The sequence below is a fragment of the Rossellomorea sp. RS05 genome (assembly GCF_039822645.1).
Lineage (GTDB): Bacteria > Bacillota > Bacilli > Bacillales > Bacillaceae_B > Rossellomorea > Rossellomorea marisflavi_B.
In genome coordinates this window covers 1-25,178 of record NZ_JBDKWY010000011.1, presented here as the reverse complement: position 1 = coordinate 25,178, position 25,178 = coordinate 1, and the positions used below count along the sequence as shown (strand labels likewise).

The 25,178-nt window shown below is 51.5% G+C and carries 23 protein-coding genes, 1 rRNA gene and 1 riboswitch; of the genes, 2 read left to right on the top strand and 22 right to left on the bottom strand.

The features are described 5' to 3' along the window. Nucleotides 1-133: 133 nt before the first annotated feature. The 7 genes from ABJ225_RS20270 to ABJ225_RS20240 all read right to left on the bottom strand — a co-directional run bounded on the left by ABJ225_RS20270 (nt 134) and on the right by ABJ225_RS20240 (nt 9,680). Nucleotides 134-1,294 carry a CamS family sex pheromone protein gene (locus tag ABJ225_RS20270; protein WP_079514594.1) on the bottom strand — a complete coding sequence of 387 codons (1,161 nt, stop codon included), beginning with the start codon at nt 1,292-1,294 and terminating at the stop codon, nt 134-136. A 15-nt stretch (nt 1,295-1,309) separates the two neighbouring features. Next, entirely contained in the window at nt 1,310-3,316 is a 2,007-nt protein-coding gene (gene ligA, locus ABJ225_RS20265; protein ID WP_347321467.1) for an NAD-dependent DNA ligase LigA, read from the bottom strand. 35 nt (nt 3,317-3,351) lie between these two features. Beyond that, a complete protein-coding gene (pcrA, locus tag ABJ225_RS20260) occupies nt 3,352-5,565 on the bottom strand; it encodes a DNA helicase PcrA (RefSeq protein WP_053428902.1) in 2,214 nt (737 codons plus the stop codon). A gap of 73 nt (nt 5,566-5,638) precedes the next feature. Continuing rightward, nucleotides 5,639-6,325: a heptaprenylglyceryl phosphate synthase gene (gene pcrB, locus ABJ225_RS20255; protein ID WP_079514589.1), complete on the bottom strand. Its 687-nt coding sequence runs from the start codon at nt 6,323-6,325 to the stop codon at nt 5,639-5,641. 130 nt (nt 6,326-6,455) lie between these two features. Then, nucleotides 6,456-6,770 (bottom strand): YerC/YecD family TrpR-related protein, encoded by a 315-nt coding sequence (locus tag ABJ225_RS20250; protein ID WP_056532519.1) that lies wholly within the window; start codon nt 6,768-6,770, stop codon nt 6,456-6,458. A gap of 56 nt (nt 6,771-6,826) precedes the next feature. Continuing rightward, nucleotides 6,827-7,846 (bottom strand): DUF3048 domain-containing protein, encoded by a 1,020-nt coding sequence (locus tag ABJ225_RS20245; protein ID WP_347321466.1) that lies wholly within the window; start codon nt 7,844-7,846, stop codon nt 6,827-6,829. Between the two features lie 43 nt (nt 7,847-7,889). Further along, a complete protein-coding gene (locus ABJ225_RS20240; protein ID WP_347321465.1) occupies nt 7,890-9,680 on the bottom strand; it encodes an adenine deaminase C-terminal domain-containing protein in 1,791 nt (596 codons plus the stop codon). A 68-nt stretch (nt 9,681-9,748) separates the two neighbouring features. On the opposite strand from ABJ225_RS20240, the gene ABJ225_RS20235 reads away from it, so the two are divergent. Both ABJ225_RS20235 and ABJ225_RS20230 read left to right on the top strand, forming a co-directional pair. Next, nucleotides 9,749-10,174, top strand: a complete 426-nt coding sequence (locus ABJ225_RS20235; protein ID WP_082139425.1) for a YgaP family membrane protein — start codon at nt 9,749-9,751, stop codon at nt 10,172-10,174. 64 nt (nt 10,175-10,238) lie between these two features. Beyond that, nucleotides 10,239-10,349, top strand: coding sequence for an EYxxD motif small membrane protein (locus ABJ225_RS20230; RefSeq protein WP_323856363.1), 111 nt, complete (start codon nt 10,239-10,241; stop codon nt 10,347-10,349). Here ABJ225_RS20230 and purD read toward each other — a convergent pair. The 15 genes from purD to rrf all read right to left on the bottom strand — a co-directional run. After that, nucleotides 10,327-11,586 (bottom strand): phosphoribosylamine--glycine ligase, encoded by a 1,260-nt coding sequence (purD, locus tag ABJ225_RS20225; protein WP_347321464.1) that lies wholly within the window; start codon nt 11,584-11,586, stop codon nt 10,327-10,329. The genes ABJ225_RS20230 and purD overlap by 23 nt on opposite strands. A 57-nt stretch (nt 11,587-11,643) precedes the next feature. Then, entirely contained in the window at nt 11,644-13,179 is a 1,536-nt protein-coding gene (gene purH / locus ABJ225_RS20220) for a bifunctional phosphoribosylaminoimidazolecarboxamide formyltransferase/IMP cyclohydrolase (protein ID WP_347321463.1), read from the bottom strand. Nucleotides 13,180-13,248: 69 nt separating this feature from the next. Further along, nucleotides 13,249-13,821 (bottom strand): phosphoribosylglycinamide formyltransferase, encoded by a 573-nt coding sequence (purN, locus tag ABJ225_RS20215; protein WP_347321462.1) that lies wholly within the window; start codon nt 13,819-13,821, stop codon nt 13,249-13,251. Then, nucleotides 13,818-14,867, bottom strand: coding sequence for a phosphoribosylformylglycinamidine cyclo-ligase (gene purM / locus ABJ225_RS20210; RefSeq protein WP_347321461.1), 1,050 nt, complete (start codon nt 14,865-14,867; stop codon nt 13,818-13,820). The genes purN and purM overlap by 4 nt, the downstream gene beginning before the upstream one ends. An 11-nt stretch (nt 14,868-14,878) precedes the next feature. Further along, nucleotides 14,879-16,300 carry an amidophosphoribosyltransferase gene (gene purF / locus ABJ225_RS20205; protein WP_053428911.1) on the bottom strand — a complete coding sequence of 474 codons (1,422 nt, stop codon included), beginning with the start codon at nt 16,298-16,300 and terminating at the stop codon, nt 14,879-14,881. Further along, nucleotides 16,276-18,510, bottom strand: coding sequence for a phosphoribosylformylglycinamidine synthase subunit PurL (gene purL, locus ABJ225_RS20200; RefSeq protein WP_347321460.1), 2,235 nt, complete (start codon nt 18,508-18,510; stop codon nt 16,276-16,278). The genes purF and purL overlap by 25 nt, the downstream gene beginning before the upstream one ends. Then, the gene (gene purQ, locus ABJ225_RS20195; RefSeq protein ID WP_056532497.1) at nt 18,494-19,180 is read right to left on the bottom strand and encodes a phosphoribosylformylglycinamidine synthase subunit PurQ; all 687 of its coding nucleotides are present in this window, start codon (nt 19,178-19,180) and stop codon (nt 18,494-18,496) included. Before purQ ends, purL begins: the two co-directional genes overlap by 17 nt. Then, entirely contained in the window at nt 19,177-19,431 is a 255-nt protein-coding gene (purS, locus tag ABJ225_RS20190) for a phosphoribosylformylglycinamidine synthase subunit PurS (RefSeq protein ID WP_048007507.1), read from the bottom strand. Before purS ends, purQ begins: the two co-directional genes overlap by 4 nt. Next, nucleotides 19,424-20,143, bottom strand: a complete 720-nt coding sequence (purC, locus tag ABJ225_RS20185) for a phosphoribosylaminoimidazolesuccinocarboxamide synthase (RefSeq protein WP_347321459.1) — start codon at nt 20,141-20,143, stop codon at nt 19,424-19,426. Before purC ends, purS begins: the two co-directional genes overlap by 8 nt. A gap of 105 nt (nt 20,144-20,248) precedes the next feature. Beyond that, nucleotides 20,249-21,547, bottom strand: a complete 1,299-nt coding sequence (gene purB / locus ABJ225_RS20180) for an adenylosuccinate lyase (protein WP_347321458.1) — start codon at nt 21,545-21,547, stop codon at nt 20,249-20,251. Then, a complete protein-coding gene (purK, locus tag ABJ225_RS20175; RefSeq protein WP_347321457.1) occupies nt 21,544-22,704 on the bottom strand; it encodes a 5-(carboxyamino)imidazole ribonucleotide synthase in 1,161 nt (386 codons plus the stop codon). The genes purB and purK overlap by 4 nt, the downstream gene beginning before the upstream one ends. Next, entirely contained in the window at nt 22,691-23,170 is a 480-nt protein-coding gene (gene purE / locus ABJ225_RS20170) for a 5-(carboxyamino)imidazole ribonucleotide mutase (protein ID WP_056532488.1), read from the bottom strand. Before purE ends, purK begins: the two co-directional genes overlap by 14 nt. Nucleotides 23,171-23,297: 127 nt before the next feature. Beyond that, nucleotides 23,298-23,399, bottom strand: a riboswitch (purine riboswitch). A gap of 87 nt (nt 23,400-23,486) precedes the next feature. Continuing rightward, complete coding sequence (locus tag ABJ225_RS20165) at nt 23,487-23,675, bottom strand: NETI motif-containing protein (protein ID WP_347321456.1); 189 nt, start codon at nt 23,673-23,675, stop codon at nt 23,487-23,489. Continuing rightward, a complete protein-coding gene (locus tag ABJ225_RS20160; RefSeq protein ID WP_056532484.1) occupies nt 23,672-24,223 on the bottom strand; it encodes a DUF2179 domain-containing protein in 552 nt (183 codons plus the stop codon). The genes ABJ225_RS20165 and ABJ225_RS20160 overlap by 4 nt, the downstream gene beginning before the upstream one ends. An 844-nt stretch (nt 24,224-25,067) precedes the next feature. After that, nucleotides 25,068-25,178: ribosomal RNA gene (gene rrf / locus ABJ225_RS20155) — 5S ribosomal RNA — on the bottom strand; the annotation flags it as partial.

Here is a 25,178-nt window from a genome sequence, read left to right as displayed (position 1 = left end):
TAATACAGTTTATTTAATATGTTTGTATTGTATAACAGATAATGCTGTTATGGAACACCTTTTTATTGCTTATCGTTCGACAATTCTCGCAGCACACGAAAAAACCCCGCCTTTACAGGACGGGGTTGAGGGTTCATTCATAGATATGGACGTAGGTTTCCTTGCTTCCTTTTTTCTTCACGATGAGGGCTTCAGGCCCGTCGGAAGAGGAGATGGTTAATTTCATGTCCCAACCTTCAGGCACATGTTTCGTGATCATAGAGGCCAGATGCTGGGCAAATCCAATGGTTTCGGTCTTCCCTTCAAAGGTGAGGGCGACTTCAAAATCCATTTTTGCCAGTTTATCATCTTCATATAGTGCTTGGCCGGTCAAACCGGTGTATACCGGGAAGTAATCCTCCACGTCATCTTTCAGGGTCTTGAAGACTTTGTAATCATTCGGATGGGCATCGGCCGCTTCAGGGGAAGGGAAGAGATAGTGGCTTTCATTGACATCATTCCAATCCTGGATCGAGTCCTCTCCGTTCCCTGCCACGGAATAGGCGAAGAAATGACCGGGTACACGTTCGTCTTTCGGCGCCTGCTTATAAAGGGCAATCATGATCGGGGCGTTTTTGAGCCCGTCTTTCTGACGGAGGCGTTTCACGACCTCTTCGGCCATCTTCATTCCCTGCTGCTTCAGCTCGTCATTGCTGATATTCTTGACGGTCCTGGCTCCGCTGGACATATTCGTCTCATACTGGACCGAGTTCAGGGAGAGGGCAATCACAACTCCTCCAAGCTTAGCTTTGTCTTTATTACCATCTTTAACCTTAACGAGGTAGTTATGTTCCACAAGATGGGCGAGGTAGATCGGTTCAGTATCGCCATCCTCCTGGACAGGGTTGAGCCCGATATTCTCGGACTCCTTCATTTTCTTATCCTTGAGCTGCTTGCTCGTATATTTACGCTGCAGCCAGCTGTCGACCGTTTCCTTATCAAGGTATTTCCCTTCTTTGAAGAAATACTCGTCTGTAGGAAATTGATTCTGGGCTACCCGCATAAGCCCCGTCTCGATCTCATTGATATCATAGCGTGATCCGAGGTCGTTTACGACAACGCCCCGGGTTTCACTTGTTTCATAAGGCATCATCGTCTTGTAATAGTTTTCCGAAATTTGGAAGTTAGGAATAAATCCTTTTGTTCCTTCGTCGGATTTGTTCTCCTGAACCACCTGATCCTGCTTCTCAAACGTCGGTGCACATCCTCCCAGTAGGAACAGTACGGAGAGAGCGGCCACGATTCCTTTTTTCATTCGTTGCTACACCTCTTATCGGTTTAGTTCTTCCAACAGCTTATCCTCATCCCAAACCTCGATCTCCAGCTCATTGGCCTTCGTTAGCTTGGAACCTGCTTCTTCCCCTGCAATGACGAGGTCTGTTTTCTTGCTCACGCTTCCTGTCACCTTGCCTCCGAGGGCTTCGATCCGTTCTTTCGCTTCATTCCTGCTGAGCTGTTCGATCTTCCCTGTAAGGACGATGGTCTTCCCTGCGAAATAGGAGTCCACGTCGCTTGCAGCGACCGGTTTAGGTCCTTTATATTCCATGTTCACTCCGGCATCCTTCAGTTCCTGGAGCAGCTCCTGTACTTCTTCGTTCTCGAAATAGGCGACGATGGCTTCAGCCATTTTCCCGCCGATCTCATTGACAGCCGTCAGCTCTTCAGCAGAGGCTGAGGATAGCTTGTCCATCGTCCCGAATTCCTGGGACAGGGTCTTGGCGGCTTTGGCACCGACATGACGGATCCCGAGGCCGAACAGCAACTTTTCAAGTGAGTTCTTCTTCGATGCTTCGATGGCAGCAAGGAGATTATCAACGGACTTCTCCCCCATCCGTTCAAGGGCGAGGAGCTGCTCACGTTCCAGTCGATACAGGTCGGCTACATCTTCAATGAGCTGTTCCCTGAACAACTGGCTAATGACCTTCTCTCCCAGTCCGTCGATGTTCATGGCATTCCGTGAAACGAAATGGATGAGTCCTTCCCTGATCTGGGCGGGACATTTCGGATTGATGCACCGGAGGGCGACCTCTCCTTCCAGTCTCACCAGTTCGCTTTCACACTCGGGACAGTGGGTCGGCATGGAGAATTCCTGTTCTTCGCCGGTACGCTTTTCTTCGAGTACATTCACTACTTCAGGGATGATATCCCCTGCCTTTTTGATCACAACGTGGTCGCCGATCTTGATGTCTTTCTCACGGATAAGGTCTTCATTATGCAGGGAGGCACGTTGAACGGTCGTCCCTGCAACCCTGACAGGCTCGAGAATTGCAGTCGGCGTCACCACACCGGTGCGTCCGACACTCAGCTCGATGTCCTTCAGGATCGTAACGACTTCTTCTGCCGGAAACTTGAAGGCGATGGCCCATCTTGGGCTCTTCGCCGTCGTCCCGAGTTCACTCTGTTGATCGAGGGCATCCACTTTGATGACGATCCCGTCGATATCATACGAGAGATCAGGGCGGCCCTGCGTCCATTTCTCCACGTATTCCAATACTTCTTCAATCGTGGCGCACCGTTTGCGCTCCGGATTCGTCTTAAAACCCAGTTCATCCAGGCGATCGAGCCCCTCGCTGTGCGACTCGATCCCCATATCCCCGATTTCCGCCAAGGCATAGAGGAAGATATCTAGGTTCCGCGAAGCCGCGATTTTCGGATCAAGCTGACGAATGGAGCCGGCCGCTGCGTTCCGCGGATTGGCAAACGGTTCTTCTCCCCGCTCTTCTTTCGCGGCATTCAATGCTTCGAACGACCGCTTCGGCATGAACGCCTCGCCCCTCACTTCAAATGCGGCCGTGTCTTTCACTTTCAAGGGAATCGAGCGGATCGTCTTCAGGTTGGAGGTGATGTCTTCGCCGATGGAACCATCCCCCCTGGTTGCACCTTGAACGAAGCGGCCGCCCTCATAGCGGAGGGAAACGGCAAGTCCATCGATCTTCAGCTCGCATACATAGGAAAAATCTTCGCCGACTGCCTGGCGGACACGTCTGTCGAAATCCCGCAGATCCTGCTCGTTAAAGGCATTCCCGAGACTGAGCATGGGCGTCCTGTGCTCGACTTTTTCAAAGAAATCAAGGATTGCCCCGCCGACCCTTTGTGTAGGGGAATCCGGCGACTTCAGGTCCGGAAATTGGCCCTCTAGTTCGATGAGCTCCCTCAGACGCTGGTCATATTCGGAATCAGGAACTGACGGCTTGTCGAGTACATGATATTCATAGTTATACTGATTCAAGGTTTCGTGCAGCTCCTGCACGCGCTTTTCAGCTGATTGTCGTTCCATTTCCACACAGCCCTTTCAGACGATTTGTAGGTTGTTCACACTTTTTCAATCGGGGCGAATTTCGCCAGGAGGCGCTTGATCCCCGTCGGACTCGGGAAGGCGATGTCGAGTTCGACGCCGTCACCGGAGCCTTTTACGCTGACCACGGTGCCTGTTCCCCATTTTTTATGCTGTGCTTTATCGCCGACCTGCCAGCTTGCAGCAGCCCCTCCGGATGCCGGTGCCGGACGTGAAACCGGTTTTCTCGGTGCCGGGCGCGCAGCCGGGCGGGATGACTGGAAGGAGATGGCGCTTTTCTTCTCGGTCACCACGTTATCCAGCAGATCTGCAGGGATTTCATTGATGAATCGCGAAACAGGATTCATCTTTGTCTGCCCGAAGAGGGTCCGCATCTGCGCATTCGAGATATACAGTTCTTCTTCTGCACGGGTGATACCGACATACGCAAGCCTGCGCTCTTCCTCCATCTCATCTTCTTCCATAAGGGATCGACTATGAGGGAATACCCCTTCTTCCATCCCCATCAGGAAGACCACCGGAAACTCAAGCCCCTTCGCCGCATGGAGCGTCATCAGGATGACGGAATCCTTCGGCTTATCATCTTCATCCAGCTTGTCGATATCGGCTACAAGGGCAAGGTCTGTCAGGAAAGCCACCAGACTCTTATCCTCATTCGATTTCTCGAACTCCTTGGTAACAGAAAGGAACTCGTCCAAGTTCTCGAGGCGGCTTTGGGATTCAATGGATTTCTCTGCCTTCAGCATGTCGTTGTATCCCGACTTATCGAGGATCTCTTCCACGAGTTCCGTGACGGACAGATACTCCTGCATTCCTGTATAGCCTTTGATCATTTCCTTGAATTCAATCACGGCTTTGGTGATTTTCGGGCTCAATCCGATGAAATCGGCTTCTTCAAGGGCCGTGAACATGGAAATATCATGGTCCTGGGCATATCGGGCAATCTTATCGAGGGACGTTGCCCCCACTCCCCGTTTCGGTACGTTGATGACCCTTTGCAGGCTGATGTCATCATCAGGGTTCGAAATGAGACGCAGATAGGCTAGGATGTCCTTGATCTCTTTACGATCGTAGAACTTGATTCCGCCGACGATGGCATATTCAATATTCGATTTGAGGAGAACTTCCTCCATGACACGGGACTGTGCATTGGTCCGATACAGGATGGCAAAGTCGGAGTATTTCCGCTTTCCTGCATCCACCATTTCCTTGATTTTACCCGTTACGAACTGAGCTTCGGACTGTTCCGTATCCGCTCTGAAATAAGAAATCTTCTCACCGTCATGGTTTTCCGTCCACAGGTTCTTCGGCTTCCTATTCGAATTCTTCTGGATGACTTCGTTCGCCGCCTGGAGGATCCGCTTCGTCGAGCGGTAATTCTGCTCGAGGAGGATGACTTTGGCCCTCGGGTAATCCTTCTCGAAGGATAGGATATTGGCAATGTCGGCACCGCGCCATTTATAAATGGACTGATCGGAGTCACCGACGACACAGAGATTCTGGAAGCGCGAAGCCATGAGCTTGACGAGCATGTACTGGGCCCTGTTCGTATCCTGATACTCATCCACATGGATATATTGGAATTTGCGCTGATAGAATTCAAGCACTTCCGGCACCCTTTGGAACAGCTGGATCGTCGTCATGATCAGATCATCGAAGTCGAGTGCCTGATTCTTTCTGAGGCGTCTCTGGTATTCCGTGTACACATCGGAAACGACCTGATCATAATAGCTCCCTGCATTCTTCGCGAATTCTTCAGGGGGGATCAGTTCATTCTTCGCTGAGCTGATCGAGCCGAGGATCGATCGTGGATCGAATTTCTTCGGATCGATGTTGCGGTCCTTCAGGATCGACTTGATGACGGACTGCTGATCCGTCGTATCAAGGATCGTGAAGTTCCGGTTGATGCCGATCCGGTCGATATCCCTTCTGAGGATCCGTACACACATGCTGTGGAAGGTGGAAATCCAGATACTCTCGGACGCGCCCCCGAGAATATTCGTGATCCGCTCCTTCATCTCCCTTGCCGCTTTATTCGTAAACGTGATGGCCAGTATATTATAAGGATTTACTCCTTTTTCCACCATCAGATAGGCGATCCGGTGGGTCAACACCCTCGTCTTCCCGGAGCCTGCACCTGCCATGATCAACAGAGGCCCATCGGTCGCCTTTACGGCTTCTGCCTGCTGTGGATTCATCCCGTTCAATAATCGATCAGTCAAAAATTGCATTCTCTTCACCACCATAACGAACATACGTTCTATTTTTTATCATTATACTTTATGCTTAGGCCAATGGCTACTTTTATCCTTTTACAGCTTTCACGGTTTTGAGCGCTTCTTTCAGATTATCATACACGGCATTGCCGACCACGATCACATCGGCGATGTCCGCCATCTCTTTTGCTTGACGGGCATTCGAGATGCCCCCTCCGTAGAAGAACGTCGTCTCATTCAGGGCGTCGCTCACTTCTTTGACCGTATCGATATCCCCATACATCCCACTGTACTCCAAGTAGAAGATCGGCAGGTGGAACATCTCTTCGGCCATGCGGGCATAGGCTGCTGCATCTTCAGCATCGAGGGCGCCTGTTGCGCCGGTCAACTGTGCCGCCTTGCAGTCGGGGTTCATGATGCAGTACCCCTCCACCAGGATCTCCTCCCAGTTCATGATTTCTCCGTATTCCTTCACGGCTTGATGATGCAGTCCCGTCACCCAGTCGGTGTCCGAACTGTTCAAGACCATGGGGATGAAATACAAGTCGAATCCCGGTGTCAGGGATTCCATATTCGATACTTCAAGGATACAGGGAACCGTATAGCGCCGCACACGAGCCATCAAATCCAGGACATTCTCAAGGGTCACACCGTCCGTCCCCCCTACCAGGATGGCATCGGTCCCGGATTCACAGATGGCTTCAAGCTCTCCATCTTCTATGGTTTTGTTCGGATCTAATTTAAACACATGGCTCCACTGCCGGACATCATACATACTGTCGTTCCTCCATTCATTCTTCCATCTAACGTATTATATCATTTACGGACAGGCATCGCATACCATCGTCGGCTGTAAAAAAGTTGAAGGAATCACCCTCCGGACAAAAAAAGAAAGACGGCTGCAATCAGCTGTCTTCCTCTTTATCATCTTTTTTATGAACGCGGTCGAGCACAAGTTGATACGTATCGTTCCCATAGTTCAAGCAGCGTTTGACACGTGAGATGGTGGCGGTACTGGCACCGGTCTCCGTTTCGATTTTATGATAGGTATTCCCGTCCTGAAGCATGCGTGCCACCTCAAGGCGCTGAGCCAGTGATTGAATTTCATTGATGGTACAAAGGTCATCGAAGAAACGATAGCACTCTTCCAGATCCTGAAGTGAAAGGACGGCATTGAAGAGCTGATCGAGTTCTTTGCCCCTAAGTTTATTGATTTGCATAATGGTATACTCCTTTATTTGCTAAAAATTAGTGCCGTAACGCGCTGAGAAGAAGATCATCTGCCCTCTTCATAGGATACGGCTTCCGATAGTCCCGGAGAATCGGGTATCACAGAGATCCACGTGTGGCCCGGGTGGAAAGGAATCGGTTTTCCGTCCTGATAAGGGAGGATGCGTCCCCCGTCGTTCTTCCAGTTGACGTCCCGGAGGATGCCCTCTTGGATCAGGTAGGCCTTCCCTCCGCTTTCGAAGTCGATCATCTGTCTGCCCGAGGTGTCGACGACCTCATGACGCGCTTGGATGATCAATAGATTCTCGATGAGGACGGGATTTTTTGTTCCGTCATCCATGGTTTGGTCGCCTGCTGAATACCGTTCGTATTTGCCCTCATCTCGGTTATAGATGAAAGTGGAATCGAAGGAAGGATCCTCATAGGATACCATGACGGAGCCTGCAGCCTTCCCTTTTGCCGGATCATCCGAGAAAGCGAGATTCTTGGGTGGGGCGGAAAGGTCATACCCCAGATCGTCGGCACCCTTCTTGATGTTCTCGAACGTGATATAGGAATTATGGGGTGCCTTCCGTGAGCTTGCCCGTTTGAACAATGTTCCATCATAGCTGATACCATTCAGGTTATCAACAGAGCCGCCCTGAAGGATCTTTTTCGCATCAGGCGAATAACCATGTGCGATGAACAGACTGTCATACCCCTTTGCGAGACTGATATAATAATCCCTTGCACTCCTTACAGGACCCACATTCTCAGGCCATTCACTCTGAAAGATGGCCAAAAATCGGGTAATATTCCCTTCGGCGAGGATTTCATAGACGATATCCGCCTGGGATAAGCCTGATTGCGGTCTTGCCTTCGGATGATTATTGATCATGACGGCGATGGACCTGCCGTTTCCTTCATCCTGGACTTCCCCTGTTAAAGGAGAGTGGGACTCAGCACCTGTCTTGTCTTCTGATACTGGGACGGCATCTTCATTGTCAGTCGGATTCGTTGGCTGATTTGAGCTGCATGCGACAAGTGTGAGCACGCTTATGGCAATGGCCATGAAACGAACAAGCATGCTGAACACCCCTATTTTATTAAAATGAACTTACTTTCATATTTTAACGCATTATCGTCGGAAAGAGTACCGTTTTATTCATGACATCATAGATTCCTTTCGGTGTGACACGGATGTACGGAAGATGGGTGGACTGCAGGAAGAGCAGGGTATAGATCGGATCGGCAAACGTGTAGCCCCTCTCGATCAGGGCCTCTTTCAGTGCCTTTTCTTCCCCGATCAATTCAGGCATCTCCTTGTCGGAAAGGATCCCACTCAATGGAAGGGGGATTTCCTGGACGACTTCCCCGTTTTCCGTCAGGACGATGCCTCCGCCCAGCTCCTTCATGCGGTTGAACGCCGCAATCATGTCGGGCTTGCTCTTCCCGATGACGATGATGTCCCCCGTATTGGAGTACGATGACGCAAACCCCATGACAGAGTGAGCGAATCCTTTGATCATCGTCGAGATCCTCCACTTCCCTCCGCGGTCTAGCATAAGGAGGAAGGATTCATCGTGCTCCGTAGAGAGTACATCCTGGGATGGATTGATCGCAATGGAATACGGCTTCGTGATGACGTCATTGACCATTTCGATTCCGAACGGCATAGAGAACTGCATATCATCATATCCTGCCTCCCAGTTGAGATCGAGGGGCTTGACCCCATTGGTCGACCAAGGGATGACCGTATCCTCTTTCACTGGTTCCCCGTCCTTCAGTACCCACTTCCCTTTCGCAAGAACCGAAACGGGTGTTGCATCGTCCTTCTTCTTCAGGAAGTTGATGTTGGCCACGCGTCCCGTCGCAATCATCCCATGAAGATGCCCGATCCCGTAATGTCTGGCCGCATTATAGCTTGCCATGTTGAACGCTTCGACTTCAGGGATGCCGCTTTCGATGGCCATATTGATCAAGCCGTTCATCACACCATCTTCGTAAAAGGCCGGAGTAGACCCATCTGTCGTGAATAGGAGGGAATCATATGTGTCGATTCCCTGCTCCTTCAGTCCTTCCAGTAAAACCGGCAAATCCGGTCGGATGGACGAGTGCCTCAAGGTGACCGTCAGCCCTTGGAGAAGGCGCTTATACACGTCTTCGCCGGTCATGGATTCATGATCTCCGTCGATCCCGAGAAGGCGGAGCTTCGCGATCGTCTTATCCGAAGCACCCGGCAGATGGCCTTCCACGGCCTTGCCCATCCTCTTCGCTTCCTGCATCCAGTGAAGAATGAGATCATCCCCCTCAAGGAGGCGCGGCCACGCCGTCAGTTCCCCGCCCTGGATGACAGCATCATGCTCCAGCCAAGATTTCACTTCCCGATTCGAGAACGTCGTTTCTTCCTGTACCATCTCTGTCTGTGAATCGAACCGTGTCCACCAGTACATGGTCACAGGTAGTTTTTTGATCTCTTTCAATAAAGTAAACGCTTTCTTTTTTCCTGATAATAAAAACATCATCAGATTGTCGTTGATAAATGTCGTTGTTCCGGTCTGAGATGCATATTTGGTGAAAGTCTGGGGATTATAAAGCTGAAACGGGTGAACATGCGGTTCGATGTACCCCGGAACAAGATAGTGGGAGCGGCAATCGATGATCTCGCAGTCCGATGTATCTTCCGGCAGGCGGTCTCCGGCATATACGATGCGGTCGCGATCGATCCAGATATGGCCCTCAACCCATTTCTTGAGAGTCGAATGTAGGTATGTGGCATTCTTCAGGAGCATGCTAGGGGAGCGCTGTCCATCCAGCACCTGTACATGTTCTCTCAGCTCTTTGTTCTTCCATCTGTAGCGTTGTTCCAATGTGAACACTCCTCTAGTGGAATGATAATAGTATAGTTCCCATGCTAACATATTTTACTATTTAACGCAGTAAAGGTTTAAACAATTATGTGAATTTTACACTCAAGGAGATGAAGGAAATGAAGGTATCATCAAACATCGGAATCATCAACGCCCTCGTGAGGATCACCATCGGTTTCACCCTCCTCGCCTGGACCACAGCCAAGCTTGTCAAACGCCCGTGGAGAAAGTCCTATTTGCTCGTCGCAGCCGTCGCCGCCATGAAAATCGGGGAAGGATTCCTGAAATACTGTCCTGTCACAGACCTTATGGGAAGGGACTCTGACAAAGGCATGAACATGAAAGATATGTTCTCTTGGAATAAGAAGGACGAGCATGGGGGTCACGAGCACCACAATCAACATGAACCGGCGAAGCATGCACCTGTGCACCCGGAACCGCATCAAGAAAAGAAAAGCGAGTTCAACCCGGAGCAATTCTCCAATGATGAGGTAGCCAAAGCGTTAAAAGGCGGGATTCCTGATTCCGGCTTCACAAAGAACTAAGACACAAAGAAAAGAGTGCCGGGGATCCCGGCACTCTCATTCGTATGAAAAGGAGTGTTAAAACATGCTTGAATACATCACGGATATGTCTTATGTCCTGCTGTCCATCATCGGAGGGATCGTGGCATTTCTATTCGTCTACGTGAAACGTGTCAGGAAGAAACGCGTCCGATAGCCTTCGCCCCGATATCCGTTCGATAAAAGAGACCCGGCGTTTCCAGCGGTCCCAGCTTTTCATAGACGGCTTCCATGGCCTGTTCAACCGAAGGTCCCTTCGCCGCTGTGAGAAGGACTCTTCCTCCGTTTGAGACTAGTCCTGTTTCACCCGTCTCCGTTCCTGCGTGGTACACAAGTTCAAACGCGCTCAAGTCCGGGATCGGAACGCCCTTCCTGTAGGACCCAGGGTAGCCCTCGGCAGCGAGAACGACACCGACCACTGCTTCCTCGCTCCACTCCAGGGACACGTCCTTCCCTTCGATCAAGTCTTTCACCACAAGGCCGAAGTCGGATGTCAGCCGCGGCAGTACCACCTGGGTTTCAGGATCGCCGAAGCGCGCATTGAATTCAATGACTTTCGGGCCATTACTCGTGAGCATCAAACCGGCATAAAGAATCCCCGTGAACGGGCGACCTTCTTCGACCATGGCACGAGCCGTCGGTTCGAGGACGGTCTTCACGGCATCCTGCACCACCTCATCAGGAATGTGGGGAACCGGGGAGTATGCCCCCATCCCACCTGTATTCGGCCCTTCATCCCCATCATGTGCACGCTTGTGATCCTGTGCAATCACCATGGGGTGGACGGTCGTACCGTCCACAAAGGCCATGAGGGAGAATTCTTCACCGAACAGACACTCTTCCACCACAACCTTCTGGGAAGCATCACCGAAACGGGCATTCACGAGCATGTCCTCCAGCGCCCCGACCGCTTCCTCCACCGTACCGGCTACAACGACCCCTTTACCGGCTGCAAGACCATCGGCTTTGATGACGATGGGTGCACCTTTCCTCTTTACATATTCAATGGCATCCGCAGCATGGGTGAATACTTCATAATCCGCTGTCGGGATCCCGTAATCCTTCATGAGCTGCTTGGAGAACGATTTGCTTCCTTCAATGATTGCCGCATCCTTGATCGGACCGAAGATCGGAAGCGACTCCGCCCTGAATACATCGACGATCCCTTCCAGAAGGGGATTTTCCGGACCGACGAATGTGAAATCAAGCTTTTCCGCCCTGGCAAACTCCACTAGGGCCCGGATATTCGTCTCCTGGATCGGCACAAGCTGCGCCACCTCGGAGATGCCCGCATTCCCGGGAGCACAATACACTTTCGACACACTGTCACTTTCGGCAAGCTTTTTGCAGATGGCATGCTCACGGCCGCCACGTCCAATCACTAACACGTTCATCAGTAGAACCTCCTTTTGATAGGGAAGCCCCTCACAATCAGGAGGGGCAGAATGGCCTTAATGTTTGAAATGACGTACGCCTGTGAAGACCATGGCGATTCCGTGCTCATCCGCTTTCTTGATCGATTCCTCGTCGCGGATCGACCCACCCGGCTGGATGATAGCCGTGATGCCGGCTGCCGCTGCCGTCTCCACCGTATCTCCCATCGGGAAGAAGGCGTCGGATGCGAGGGACGCCCCCTTTGCTCGTTCACCCGCCTGTTCAAGGGCGATTTTGGCGGCGCCGACACGATTCATCTGACCGGCACCGACACCGAGTGTCATCTGATCGTCCGTCACGACGATGGCATTGGATTTTACGTGTTTGACGACCTTCCATCCGAGCTTCAATGCATCCCACTCTTCTTCTGTCGGTTGACGCTTCGTCACGACACGGACATCTGCCTGCTCGAGGGTGTGCGTATCGTCAGCCTGTACAAGGAGCCCGCCCTCAACCGATGTCAAACGGCGCTCCGTTTTCTTCACGGAATTGAACGGTACGGTCATGAGCCTGATGTTCTTCTTGCCTGAAAGGATTTCGAATGCTTCGTCGCTGAATGCAGGTGCGATGACGATCTCAAGGAAGATCTCATGAAGCAACCTGGCTGTGGCTGCATCCACCTGGCGGTTCAAAGCAACAATGCCGCCGAAAATGGACGTGGAGTCCGCTTCATACGCCTTTTCGTACGCTTCGAGAATCGTTTCCCCGACTCCGACGCCGCAAGGGTTCATATGCTTGACGGCGACCGCTGCCGGACCGTCGAATTCCTTTACGATCTGAAGGGCTGCATTGGCATCGCTGATGTTGTTATAGGAAAGCTCCTTCCCGTGAAGCTGTCTTGCCATGGCAATGGAGAAATCCGACCCAAGGGCAGAACGATAGAAGGATGCTTCCTGATGTGGATTTTCACCGTATCGGAGCGCCTGCTTGAGCTCGAATGTGCGGGTGAGGCGCTCAGGGTTCTCCTCGCCTGCAAGCTCGGTCATGTACTCTGCGATATAGGCATCATACGCGGCTGTATGGCGGAATACTTTTGCAGCAAGCTTCCTGCGCTTCTCATGAGGAACGACTCCATTGACTTTGAGCTCGGCCAGCACGTCTTCGTAATCAAGGTGATCGACGACGACGGTGACATATTGATGATTCTTTGCTGCGGCACGAAGCATCGTCGGTCCACCGATGTCGATGTTCTCGATGGCCTCATCCGCTTCGACATTCGGTTTGGAGATCGTTTGTTGGAATGGATACAGGTTCACACAGACTAGATCGATTCCTTCGATGCCCTGCTCTTTCATCTGCTCAAGATGGCTTTCCTCGCCGCGCTTGGCCAGTAGCCCACCATGAATGAACGGATGAAGGGTCTTGACGCGCCCTTCAAGGATCTCAGGGAACCCAGTCACGTCTTCTACTCCGATGACTTCTACCCCGCTGTCACGAAGAAGACGCTTCGTACCTCCTGTTGAAATGATCTCAAAACCCAATGCCCGGAGCTCGCTTGCAAATTCGATCACTCCGCTTTTATCCGAAACACTGATCAATGCTCTTTTTTTCAATGTGAATCCTCCTCAGGGTGTTAGTTACTTCCTACGTTACCACTCTACCATATTAAAGCAACGTACTTGTCACTTTTTTGCTTGGAACAGCTGTTTCAACGTTGCCGGGTACAGACGGTGCTCAACCGCCTGAATCTTGTGCTGAAGGGACTCCCTTGTTTCATCGGCCGCCACGGTCACGGCTTCTTGAGCAATGATTTCACCGGTATCCATTCCGGCGTCCACATAATGAATCGTTACTCCGGTCACCTTCACCCCACCGTCGAACGCCTGCCCGATGGCATCCTTACCGGGAAAAGCCGGAAGGATGGACGGATGGATATTGACGATCTTTCCGTCGAATGCCTCCAGGAGCGTCGGCCCGATCAGCCTCATGTATCCCGCAAGGACGATGAACTCAACGCCCGACGCCCTCAGTTCACGGACGATTTCACCTTCGAAGGCTTCCTTGCTCTCATACTCTTTCGCCCGGAAGGAGAAGACAGGGATTCCTGCCGCTTCCGCACGCTCTGTCGCCCGGGCACCGGGGCGATCGCATACAAGCAATCGGACATCGGCCTCAAGGGTGCCGCTGTCAATTTCATCCACGATCGATTGAAAGTTGCTTCCGCTCCCCGATGCAAACACGGCAATCTTCTTCATGATCGTCCGCTTCCTGTGGCAGTCGAAATCGTCACGCCGTTCCCTTCGCCGACATGCCCGATGATAGCCGCTCCTGCGTCGATGCCATTCAAGAATGCAACGACCTCTTCAGCCGATTCCTTCTCGACGGCCAATACGAAACCAATTCCCATATTGAAGATATTGTACATCTCTTCCCTCGGGATGCGGCCGTACTCTTCAAGGGCTCCGAAGATCGGAGGGATGTCCCACGCACCTTCAGTGATATGGGCTTTCAGTCCATCGGGAAGCATCCGTGGAATGTTCTCGATGAATCCACCGCCCGTCACATGGCTCATTCCTTTGATGGTGAATGCCTTCAGCGTCTCCAGTACCGGCTTCACGTAAATCTTCGTCGGTGTCAGGAGGACTTCACCAAGAGGGGCGTCCCATCCAGGAAGAACGGATTCAAGGTCGAAATCATGATCATCGAAGAAGACCTTCCTTACAAGGGAATAGCCGTTACTGTGGATCCCGCTTGAGGCGAGGCCGATGAGAACGTCACCTTCGTGGATCTCTTCTCCCGTCACGATCGCCTTCTTCTCACAGGCACCAACGGAAAATCCGGCAATATCATACTCATCATCTGCGTACATGCCCGGCATTTCCGCAGTCTCACCGCCAATCAAGGCACAGCCTGCCTGCTCGCAGCCGTCGGCAATCCCTTTGACGATCGCTTCGATCTTTTCCGGTACGGCTTTGCCAGTGGCAATATAATCAAGGAAATATAATGGTTCCGCACCCTGGACCACGATGTCATTCACACACATGGCGACGCAGTCGATGCCGATGGTGTCATGGCGAGCCGCCTGGAAGGCGAGCTTCAGCTTCGTCCCCACCCCGTCCGTCCCGGAGACGAGGACCGGCTCCTTCAAGTTCAATGCCGAGAGATCGAACATGCCGCCGAAGCTCCCCAACTGACCAAGGACGCCTTCCCGGGCCGTCCGCTTGACGTGCTTCTTGATCCGATCGACGGATTCGTATCCTGCTTCTATGTCAACTCCTGCTTGCCGATATGCATTAGCCATCAATCTTCCTCCTATTTCACTAGCTCTTTTTCGTGTGGATGAAGGGTATCCGGATAGATTTCAGTCGGATATTTCCCTGTGAAGCATGCCAGGCACTGCCCGCGATTGTCGGAATGATCATCTCGGTCGATCGCCTTCATGACCCCTTCTGTTGACAGGAATGTGAGGGAATCGGCTCCGATGATCTGCCTCATCTCTTCCACTGAGTTGTTCGCTGCGATCAACTCTTCATGTGTGGACGTATCTATGCCGTAAAAGCATGGATTCTTGATCGGCGGCGAGCTGATGCACACGTGGACTTCCTTCGCCCCCGCTTCTTTCAGCATGCTGACGATCCGCCTGCTTGTTGTTCCGCGGACGATGGAGTCATCGACCATCACGACCCGCTTCCCTTCCACGACGCCGCGCACAGGGGAGAGTTTCATCTTCACGCCTTGCTCACGCAACGATTGGGACGGCTGGATGAAGGTCCTGCCGACGTAACGATTCTTAATGAGCCCGAGCTCATACGGAATGCCCGAAGCCTCTGCATATCCAATGGCACTCGAGATGCTGGAGTCCGGCACCCCCGTCACGACGTCCGCTTCGATCGGTGCTTCCTTCGCAAGCTCCATCCCCATCCGCTTCCGTGCGGAGTGGACGTTCACACCCTGGATATTGCTGTCCGGTCTGGAGAAATACACGTATTCCATCGTACACATGGCGTTGCCACTGGAGAAACTGAATTTTTCGGATGTCACACCTTCATCATTGATGACGAGAAGTTCACCAGGCTCGACGTCCCGGATGAATTCCGCCCCGACGATATCAAACGCACAGGTCTCGGATGCCACACAGTACGCATCCCCGATCTTCCCGAGGGAAAGGGGACGCAGTCCGTGGGGATCGAGGGCGACCATGAGCTCATCTTCGGTCATGATGACGAAGGCATACGCCCCCTTGACCATGGAAAGGGCATTGCGGACGCGATTCTTCAGGCTGGAAAATCCGCTTCGTTTGATCAGATGGGCCAGGACCTCTGTATCGGACGTTGTCTGGAAGATGCTTCCCTGTCCTTCAAGCTGATGCTTGAGTCCGTTGGCATTCACCAGGTTCCCGTTATGGGCGAGGGCAAGTCCGCCGGTCTGGGAGTTGAAGAGGAGGGGCTGGACGTTCTCATACCCCCCCCCTCCAGCCGTTGCATAGCGCACATGGCCGATGGCTCCCGTTCCTTCCAGCTTCTCGATCGTCCCTTCATGGAAAACCTCTGTGACGAGGCCTTCCCCTTTCAGGCATCGGAGGCGTTCCCCGTCAGATACGACGATTCCCGTCCCCTCCTGTCCCCTGTGCTGCAGGCTGTGAAGTCCATAATAGGTGATCTGGGCGGCATTGGGATGACCCCAGATACCGAAGACGCCGCACTCTTCGTTTAAGCCTTTGATTTCAGTAAGCATGGGATTGCTCCTTTCCAAGCTGCTTCCAGCTCTTGGACCGATGCATTCACGAGGCTACCTTCTGCCTCGGACTTGATGGATAGGATCGCATTATCCGTTACACGACCGATAAGGGTCGTTTCAGATACTAGTCGTTCAAAAGCTTCCTGGTGTCCCGGTTTGACAGTGATGAGGAAGCGGGATTGAGTTTCACTGAACAGATCCGCTACAGGATTTGATTCTGAGAGCGTCACTTCCGCTCCAAGACCATCGGTACCGAAAGCCGATTCAGCAAGGGCGACAGACAGACCGCCTTCTGCAAGATCATGTGCAGAGGCGACAAGGCCTTCCTGGATGGCTTCGAGGAGTTGCATCTGACGGCGAAGCTCCACTTTCAGGTCGATTGCCGGTGCATGGCCGAAGATCTTCCCTTCCGTCATCTTCTGAAGCTCGCTACCGCCGAACTCTTCGAGGGTTTCACCCAGCAGATAAATGAGGTCTCCTTCTGCTTTGAAGCTTTGGGTGGTGATGTGGTCGATGTCTTCGATCAATCCGACCATGCCGACAACCGGTGTCGGGTAGATCGCTGTTCCCATTGATTCGTTATAAAGGGATACATTCCCCCCGATGACCGGTGTGCTCAGCTCCCGGCATGCTTCACTCATTCCATCGACCGATTTTTCGATCTGCCAGAAGATTTCCGGCTTCTCGGGATTACCGAAGTTCAGGCAGTCTGTGATAGCAAGTGGGATCGCCCCTGAACAGACGATGTTGCGTGCTGCTTCTGCAACAGCAATCTTCCCGCCGACTTCCGGATCGAGATACAGATAGCGAGAGTTACAGTCCGTTGTCATGGCAAGGGCCTTCCTTGTACCGCGCACGCGGACGACAGCTGCATCGGAGCCCGGGCTGACAACCGTACTCGTCCTCACCTGATGGTCATATTGATCATAGACCCATTCCTTGCTTGAGATTGTCGGCTGCTGAAGGAGGGCGAGAAGGGTTTCTTTGTAATCGTCCACGTTCGGCACCGGGGTCTCCATCGCTTGGAATTCCTTGTAGTACGCCGCTTCCTTGGATGGTTTATGGTAGACCGGTGCTTCTTCAGCCAGGGCATCGACCGGCACATCGGATACGACTTCGCCTTTATGGATAAGGCGGAGACGCTGATCGTCCGTTACATGACCGACGGATACCGCTTCAAGATCATACTTGGAGAAGAGGTCGACGATTTCCTGCTCGCGTCCTTTCTTGACGACGATGAGCATGCGTTCCTGAGACTCAGACAGCATCATTTCATACGCGGTCATCCCCGTTTCACGCTGCGGGATCAGATCAAGATTCATCTCGATACCTGATCCTGCTTTTGACGCCATTTCAGCCGAGGAGCTTGTCAGTCCCGCAGCCCCCATATCCTGGATTCCAACGAGTGCATCGTTATGGATGAGCTCAAGACACGCTTCAAGGAGCAATTTCTCCATGAACGGGTCGCCTACTTGAACGGCTGGACGCTTCTCGTCTGAGCCTTCGTTGAGCTCCTCTGAGGCAAAGGTTGCTCCGTGGATACCGTCGCGGCCAGTCTTGGCGCCGACGTACATGACGGTGTTGCCGACTCCGTGGGCCTGGCCCTTCTTGATGTCTTTATGGTCGATCAATCCGACACACATGGCATTGACGAGGGGATTTCCCTCATAGGAAGCGTCGAATTGCACTTCACCCCCGACAGTCGGGATGCCGATGCAGTTCCCGTAGCCGGCGATTCCTGCCACTACTTCTTTAAATAGATACTGAACACGAGGAGAATCCAACTCTCCAAACCGAAGAGAGTTGAGGAGTGCGATAGGGCGAGCCCCCATGGAGAATACATCACGGATGATGCCTCCGACACCTGTCGCCGCCCCCTGGTAAGGTTCGATGGCTGATGGGTGGTTATGGCTCTCGATCTTGAAGACCACAGCCTGGTCATCACCGATATCAACGATTCCCGCTCCTTCTCCCGGACCTTGCAGGACGCGTTCGCCTGTGACCGGGAACTTGCGGAGCACCGGTTTAGAGTTCTTGTAGCTGCAGTGCTCGGACCACATGACCGAGAAAAGGCCGGTTTCCGTATAGTTCGGTGTCCTTCCGAGGATCTCTTCCACCATCGTGAATTCTTCATCGGTCAACCCCATATCCCGGTATAGCTTTTCCTCTTTAACTGTCTTTGAAGTCGGTTCAAGCATTAACGACATGTTGTTCCCTCCAGTGCTTCACAATCGATTGAAATAATTTCTTCCCGTCTTCACTACCTAGTAAAAGTTCCATGGCCCTCTCAGGGTGAGGCATCATACCAAGGACGTTGCCTGCGTGATTCGTGATCCCGGCAATATCCGCTACGCTTCCGTTCGGATTATCCCCGCCGTAGGTGAACACGATCTGATTGTTGGCCTTCAGTTCTTTGAGTGTTTCTTCGTCACAGAAGTAATTGCCTTCTCCGTGGGCAATCGGGATCTGGATCTCGTCACCCTTTTCATAGCTGTTCGTGAACATCGTTTCATTGGTTTCGACTTTCAATGGTACGGTCTTGCAGATGAACTTCAGATGATCGTTCCGTCTCATGGCACCCGGCAGGAGTCCGGATTCAAGCAGTACCTGGAATCCATTGCATACACCAAGGACGGGCTTTCCTTCACCGGCTGCCTTGATTACTTCTCTCATGACGTTGGAGAAACGGGCGATGGCACCTGAGCGGAGATAGTCGCCATACGAGAATCCGCCAGGCAGCAGGATGGCATCGAAGCCTTCGAGGCTCGCTTCCTCATGCCATACATACTCGACTTCTTCGCCGATTTCATCTTTGATCGCATGATACATGTCTACATCACAGTTGGAACCTGGGAATACGATGACCGCGAACTTCATTGAGCGACACTCTCCTCGATTTCATATCGGTAGTCTTCGATGACCGGATTGGCAAGCAGGCGGTGGCACATTTCCTCAACAGCCGCTTCCACGTTTTTCACAGATGATGGAAGACTCAGCTCCATATACTTCCCGACACGAACCTCTTCCACTTCCGTGAACTCCATGGAATGCAGGGCATTCTTCACGACGCTTCCTTGTGGGTCCAATACGCTTTCTCTCAGGGTGATATATACTTTGACTTTATACATGTGCAGTTCCTCCCAATCGTTTTAGTATGATGGCATATACTTCTGTCAAACTACCGATTCCTCTTCTGAACACATCCTTATCGAGCTTCTGGCGCGTCTCGGCATCCCATAATCGGCATGTATCCGGTGATACTTCATCCCCGAGGAGGATCTGTCCTGCCCGGTCCTTTCCGAACTCAAGCTTGAAATCCACCAAGATCACACCGGCCTCGTTGAAGATCGTTTGCAGGACGCTGTTGACCTGAAGGGCCATGCTTCTGATTTCCCGGCGCTCTTCACTTGTCGCAATCCCAAGGTAGTCGATGTGGTCATCGTTGATGAGTGGATCTCCGAGGGCATCATCCTTGTAGTAGAACTCGATGATCGGTGAAGGCATCTCCTGGCCTTCCTCCCTGCCCAGACGATTCGACAGGCTTCCTGCGATCACGTTGCGGACCACGACTTCGAGTGGAATGATGTCCACCTTTTTCACAAGCTGCTCTTCATCCGACAGCTGTTTGATGAAATGACTCTGGATGCCGCGTTCGGCAAGCTTTGAAAATAACAAACTGGAAATCTTGTTATTCAGGACGCCCTTCCCAGCGATATCCGCCTTCTTTTCCCCATTGAAGGCCGTAGCGGAGTTTTTATAATGAATCCACACGATATCAGGATCATCCGTCGCGTAAATCCGTTTGGCTTTTCCTTCATATAGCAGCGAACCTTTTTCCATTTTTGAGTCCCTCCAAATCGAAACATTGCCAATCTTCAGTCTATATTTCCATAAAAAAAGGGAGGGGTCTGAATATAAACCCGTCCCTATGCGATTGTCAGAGCGTCAGCCCACGAGACCGCAGCGCTCAAAAATCGTATTTACATGCTTCAAATGGTAATTGTAATCAAAACAGTCATCGATCTCAGCAGGTGACAATTTTGATGTGATGGCTTCCTCTTCTTCTACGAGTGTGCGGAAGTGCACCTGTTTCTCCCATGCTTCCATTGCCTTCGGCTGCACGGTATCGTAGGCTTCTTCACGAGCCATGCCTTTATCGATGAGGGCAAGGAGGACGCGCTGTGAATAGATGAGGCCGAGTGTACGGTCCATATTGCGCTTCATGTTCTCCGGGAACACCGTCAAGTTCTTCACGATGTTGGCAAAGCGGTTCAACATGTAGTTGAGGGCGATTGTCGCATCCGGTAGGATTACACGCTCAGCAGAAGAATGAGAGATGTCGCGCTCGTGCCAGAGAGGTACATTTTCATACGCCGTGAGCATATAACCCCTGATTACACGAGCCATACCGGTCATATTCTCGGAACCGATCGGATTTCGTTTATGAGGCATGGCAGAAGATCCTTTTTGCCCTTTGGCGAAGAACTCTTCGACTTCACGCGTCTCACTTTTTTGGAGTCCGCGCACTTCGACTGCAAACTTCTCGACGGATGTTGCAATCAGTGCAAGTGTCCCCATGTAATGTGCGTGACGGTCACGCTGAAGCGTCTGTGTGGAAACAGGTGCCGGCGTGATGCCGAGCTTTTCGCATACATACGCTTCAACAAAAGGATCGATGTTGGCATACGTGCCGACAGCACCGGAAATCTTCCCGAATTCAACACCGGCCGCAGCGTCCTTGAAGCGATCGACATTACGCTTCATCTCTTCATACCAGAGGGCAAGCTTCAACCCGAACGTGGTCGGCTCAGCGTGCACCCCGTGCGTACGGCCCATCATGACCGTATGCTTATGTTCGATGGCTTTATTCTTCAAGATCTCTACAAAACGTTCCAGATCCTTCAGGATGATGGCGTTGGCCTGTTTGAGCTGATACGAAAGGGCCGTATCCACTACGTCCGTCGACGTCAGTCCGTAATGGACCCATTTCCGTTCTTCTCCGAGCGTCTCGGATACCGCACGTGTGAAGGCTACTACATCATGGCGCGTCTCTTCTTCAATCTCTCTGATGCGCTCTACATTGAATCCTGCGTTTTCACGGATCTTGGCTACGTCTTCCTTCGGGATATCCCCGATCTCAGCCCAAGCTTCACATGCCAGGATTTCTACTTCCAACCAAGATTGAAAGCGATTTTCTTCCGTCCAAATGGCTCCCATCTCCGGGCGCGTATAACGTTCTATCATCCTTGTCGTCCTCCGATCTTTTCTTGAACCTTCCAGATCCCTGCCCCGTTCACTGAATCCAACGTGTCGTCCATTTCATCGGTCAGGATCGTCACATGTCCCATCTTCCGCTTTTCCTTCGGGACGTCTTTTCCGTACAGATGAATGAACCAATCGGGCTTTTCTGGAATGGCCTTCATGATAGGCTCTATATGTTCTCCTAATAGGTTGACCATCACAGCATCTTTTAATAAAACGGGTTGGCGCAGTGGCCAGTTACAAACAGCCTTGATATGCTGTGCAAACTGAGATACATCACATGCTTCGATGGAGAAGTGACCGGAGTTATGAGGGCGTGGTGCCAGCTCATTGATGAAGATCCTACCGTCTTCCGTCAGGAACATCTCGATGGCGAGCGTCCCGACCAGATCAAGGGTCTCACTGATCCTCGTCGCCACTTCCACCGCCAAATCCGCCACCTCTTCCGTCACCCTTGCAGGAGCAATGGTTTCATGGAGGATGTTGTCTACGTGGATGTTTTCAACGACTGGGAAATGCGTCTGTTGTCCATCGGGATTGCGTGAAACGATCACCGAGATCTCCTTTTCAAATGAAAGCCATTGTTCAAGGACACACGCACCGTTCTTCAACAGTTCGGCCGCTTCCGGGATGGCTTCCCTTTCCCGGATCACAAACTGCCCTTTTCCGTCGTATCCGCCTCTTGCCGTTTTCAATACTGAAGGATAGCCAAGCCTATCTATAGTATCATAGATATCCCGTTCTTGTTGAATGACCGCGTAGGGTGCGACCTCGACACCGGCATGGACAAGGGCTTCCTTCTCCATGATCCGGTCCTGGGTGATGCGGATCAGCTCCGCCCCCTGGGGAACATACGCCCTTTCACCCAACCATTTCAGGGCTTCATAATCGATGTTCTCGAATTCATACGTGATGACATCACTCTCTTCGGCCAACCGGTAGAGGGCATCATATTGATCATATGGAGCCGCGATGACCAGATCGGCTACCTGGGCGCAAGGAGCATTCCTCGCAGGATCAAGAACCGCCACCCTGAAGCCGTTGTGTTTGGCTGCAAGGGCCATCATCCTGCCAAGCTGGCCCCCTCCGATGATCCCAATCGTCTGTCCTGGTAAGATCGTTTTCTTAGTCAAGGTCATCACTGCTTTCCATAACGTTTTGTCTCAAGTTGTCCCGCCTTGCCTCTAATGCTTCTTCGATCCGGCTGTCATCAACCGAGAGGATCTGGGCCGCCAACAGTCCGGCATTCGTCGCCCCCGCCTTTCCGATCGCCACTGTCGCCACAGGCACCCCGCCCGGCATCTGGACGATGGAGAGGAGGGAATCGAGTCCGTTCAATGCCTTCGACTGTACCGGAACCCCGATTACCGGCAGTGTGGTCTTTGCCGCCACCATGCCCGGTAGGTGGGCTGCTCCCCCTGCCCCTGCAATGATGACCTTCACCCCGCGACCTCTGGCTTCCTCTGCATATGTGAACATATAGTCAGGCGTCCTGTGTGCTGATACGACGCGCTTTTCGTAAGGAACATCCAATTCATCCAATACGTCGCATGCATGCTTCATCGTTTCCCAATCCGATGTACTTCCCATAATCACACCTATCATGAACAAGGCACCTCCTGTGGTTAAAAAACAAAAATACCCGGATCGATTGTTCTCCATAATGAGAGAAAGCAATCGATCCGGGTATCATTCACGGACACCAAATCGGGTCCACAAATCAAGCTTCGATCCAGACAGCTACTTTCCTCATAGTCCGACCATTTACGGTAGTCAGGTAGAGACTCATGGGCCATATTCCCATTATTATATGAGGGTATTCGGTTTATTTGTCTTCATCATAACGTGATACCGGAGGGATGTCAACGAATAATCGAACGATAATAAAAGTCTGAAAATTAATGTTCGTATTTAGGAGGTCTTACTCCTCTATCTTCTTTCCTTCAAAAACAATTGTCTGTTTTACAGGGACATACGTCTCTTTCCCCTGTTCTTCAAAGACAGGCTTCTCCATTCGTCTGACCGGCATATACCCTTGATCTTTCATGCGATCCAGGCATTCACCGATCGACTCACCGTTTTTCACTTCAAACAACATCTTCTTACTCATTGCTTAATTTTCCCCTTTCGGATGCTCCTAACCTGCTTCACCCAGAATCCACCGTGGATGGTCTTCGGTTCATACGCGATGATGAACGCCTTCGGGTCGAGCTCCTTAATCGTATCATAAAGCCTGATTTCATACTTGCGCGGTGTAAGGATCTGCAGCATCATCCGATTCCCCTCGAGGCCATTCGCCTCCCAGTTCGTCACACCGTATCCCCGTTCACGAAGCTGACCGGGCAGCGCCTTGTCGTATTCCTTCGTAATGACATTCACCGTAATATATCCAAGAGCAAGCTTCTCCTCGATCTTCATCCCCACAATGACTCCAATCCCGTAACCCACTGCATAGGCAATGACATTCTGGATCTGATTGAGGTTATCCAATACGAGCCCAAGCCCGACAACATATATAACAATCTCAAACATGCTCACAAACGCAGCAATGTACCGATACCCCTTCAACGTCAGGATCATCCTCGTTGTGAAAAACGATACATATACAATATTGATAATAAGGATGATGGCGACCATGATATAACTATTCTGCAACAAAACCTAATCCTCCTATCCCCTATTATGAAGGGGCCAAATTGAAATCTATTTTACTAGAAAAAGTCTACGGAAGAAAGCACAGAAATCAAATCGTTTCGTACAATTTTTGGCAACGTTCGACTATGTTGTTTATGTTCCCTTTTTTGGGGTTGGTAAACGGGTTTGGGTTTGGGTTTGGGTTTGGGTTTGGGTTTGGGTTTGGGTTTGGGTTTGGGTTTGGGTTCCGTTCGCAAATATTGTGAGGTAAGTGCTAGGTGACCGGATATGTTTGAAAGTAAGACACCGGGATCGATAGTAACGAGCGATGTTCACAAATAGAATAAATGGCAATCTGGCGTTTCGCAAATAAAAACTTGATTATCGCAAATACACTTGAAAATCCCGTAAGTAAATCGGAGAATTCCGCTGGTATTTCTTCTCCTGGAGGGAAGCAATACATCAAAAAGTGCTCAAAATGGACAAATGGCGTTGCGAGGAATGTCGAATGGTGTCATGAGTAAAAGCTGAACCATTAATTGGAATAAAATAACTCGTAAAAGCATCCTATTCGCACGTATTCATTCTCCATCGCACGGAACGAAAAAAAGTCGCAAATAAGCGCTACACCCCCATAGCCTCGGCTCCAGATAACGCCTCTGTCCATCCCACTTGGCTGATCATATACTCTCACAGGTCATTAATGACTTAAAAGACCTTTTCTCCCCTCACTTAGAAGAGATGTCCCCCTCCCGTTCTCTATTCCCCTGTATTGATAACTCCTGCGCATTCCTATTTCATTCTTCCCATTCAACGAAAAAACACCAAAAAAAAAGCAACCCATCAAATGAGCTGCTTTCTCGATATTGCCTGGCGACGTCCTACTCTCACAGGGGGAGATCCCCCAACTACCATCGGCGCTGAAGAGCTTAACTTCCGTGTTCGGCATGGGAACGGGTGTGACCTCTTCGCCAATGTC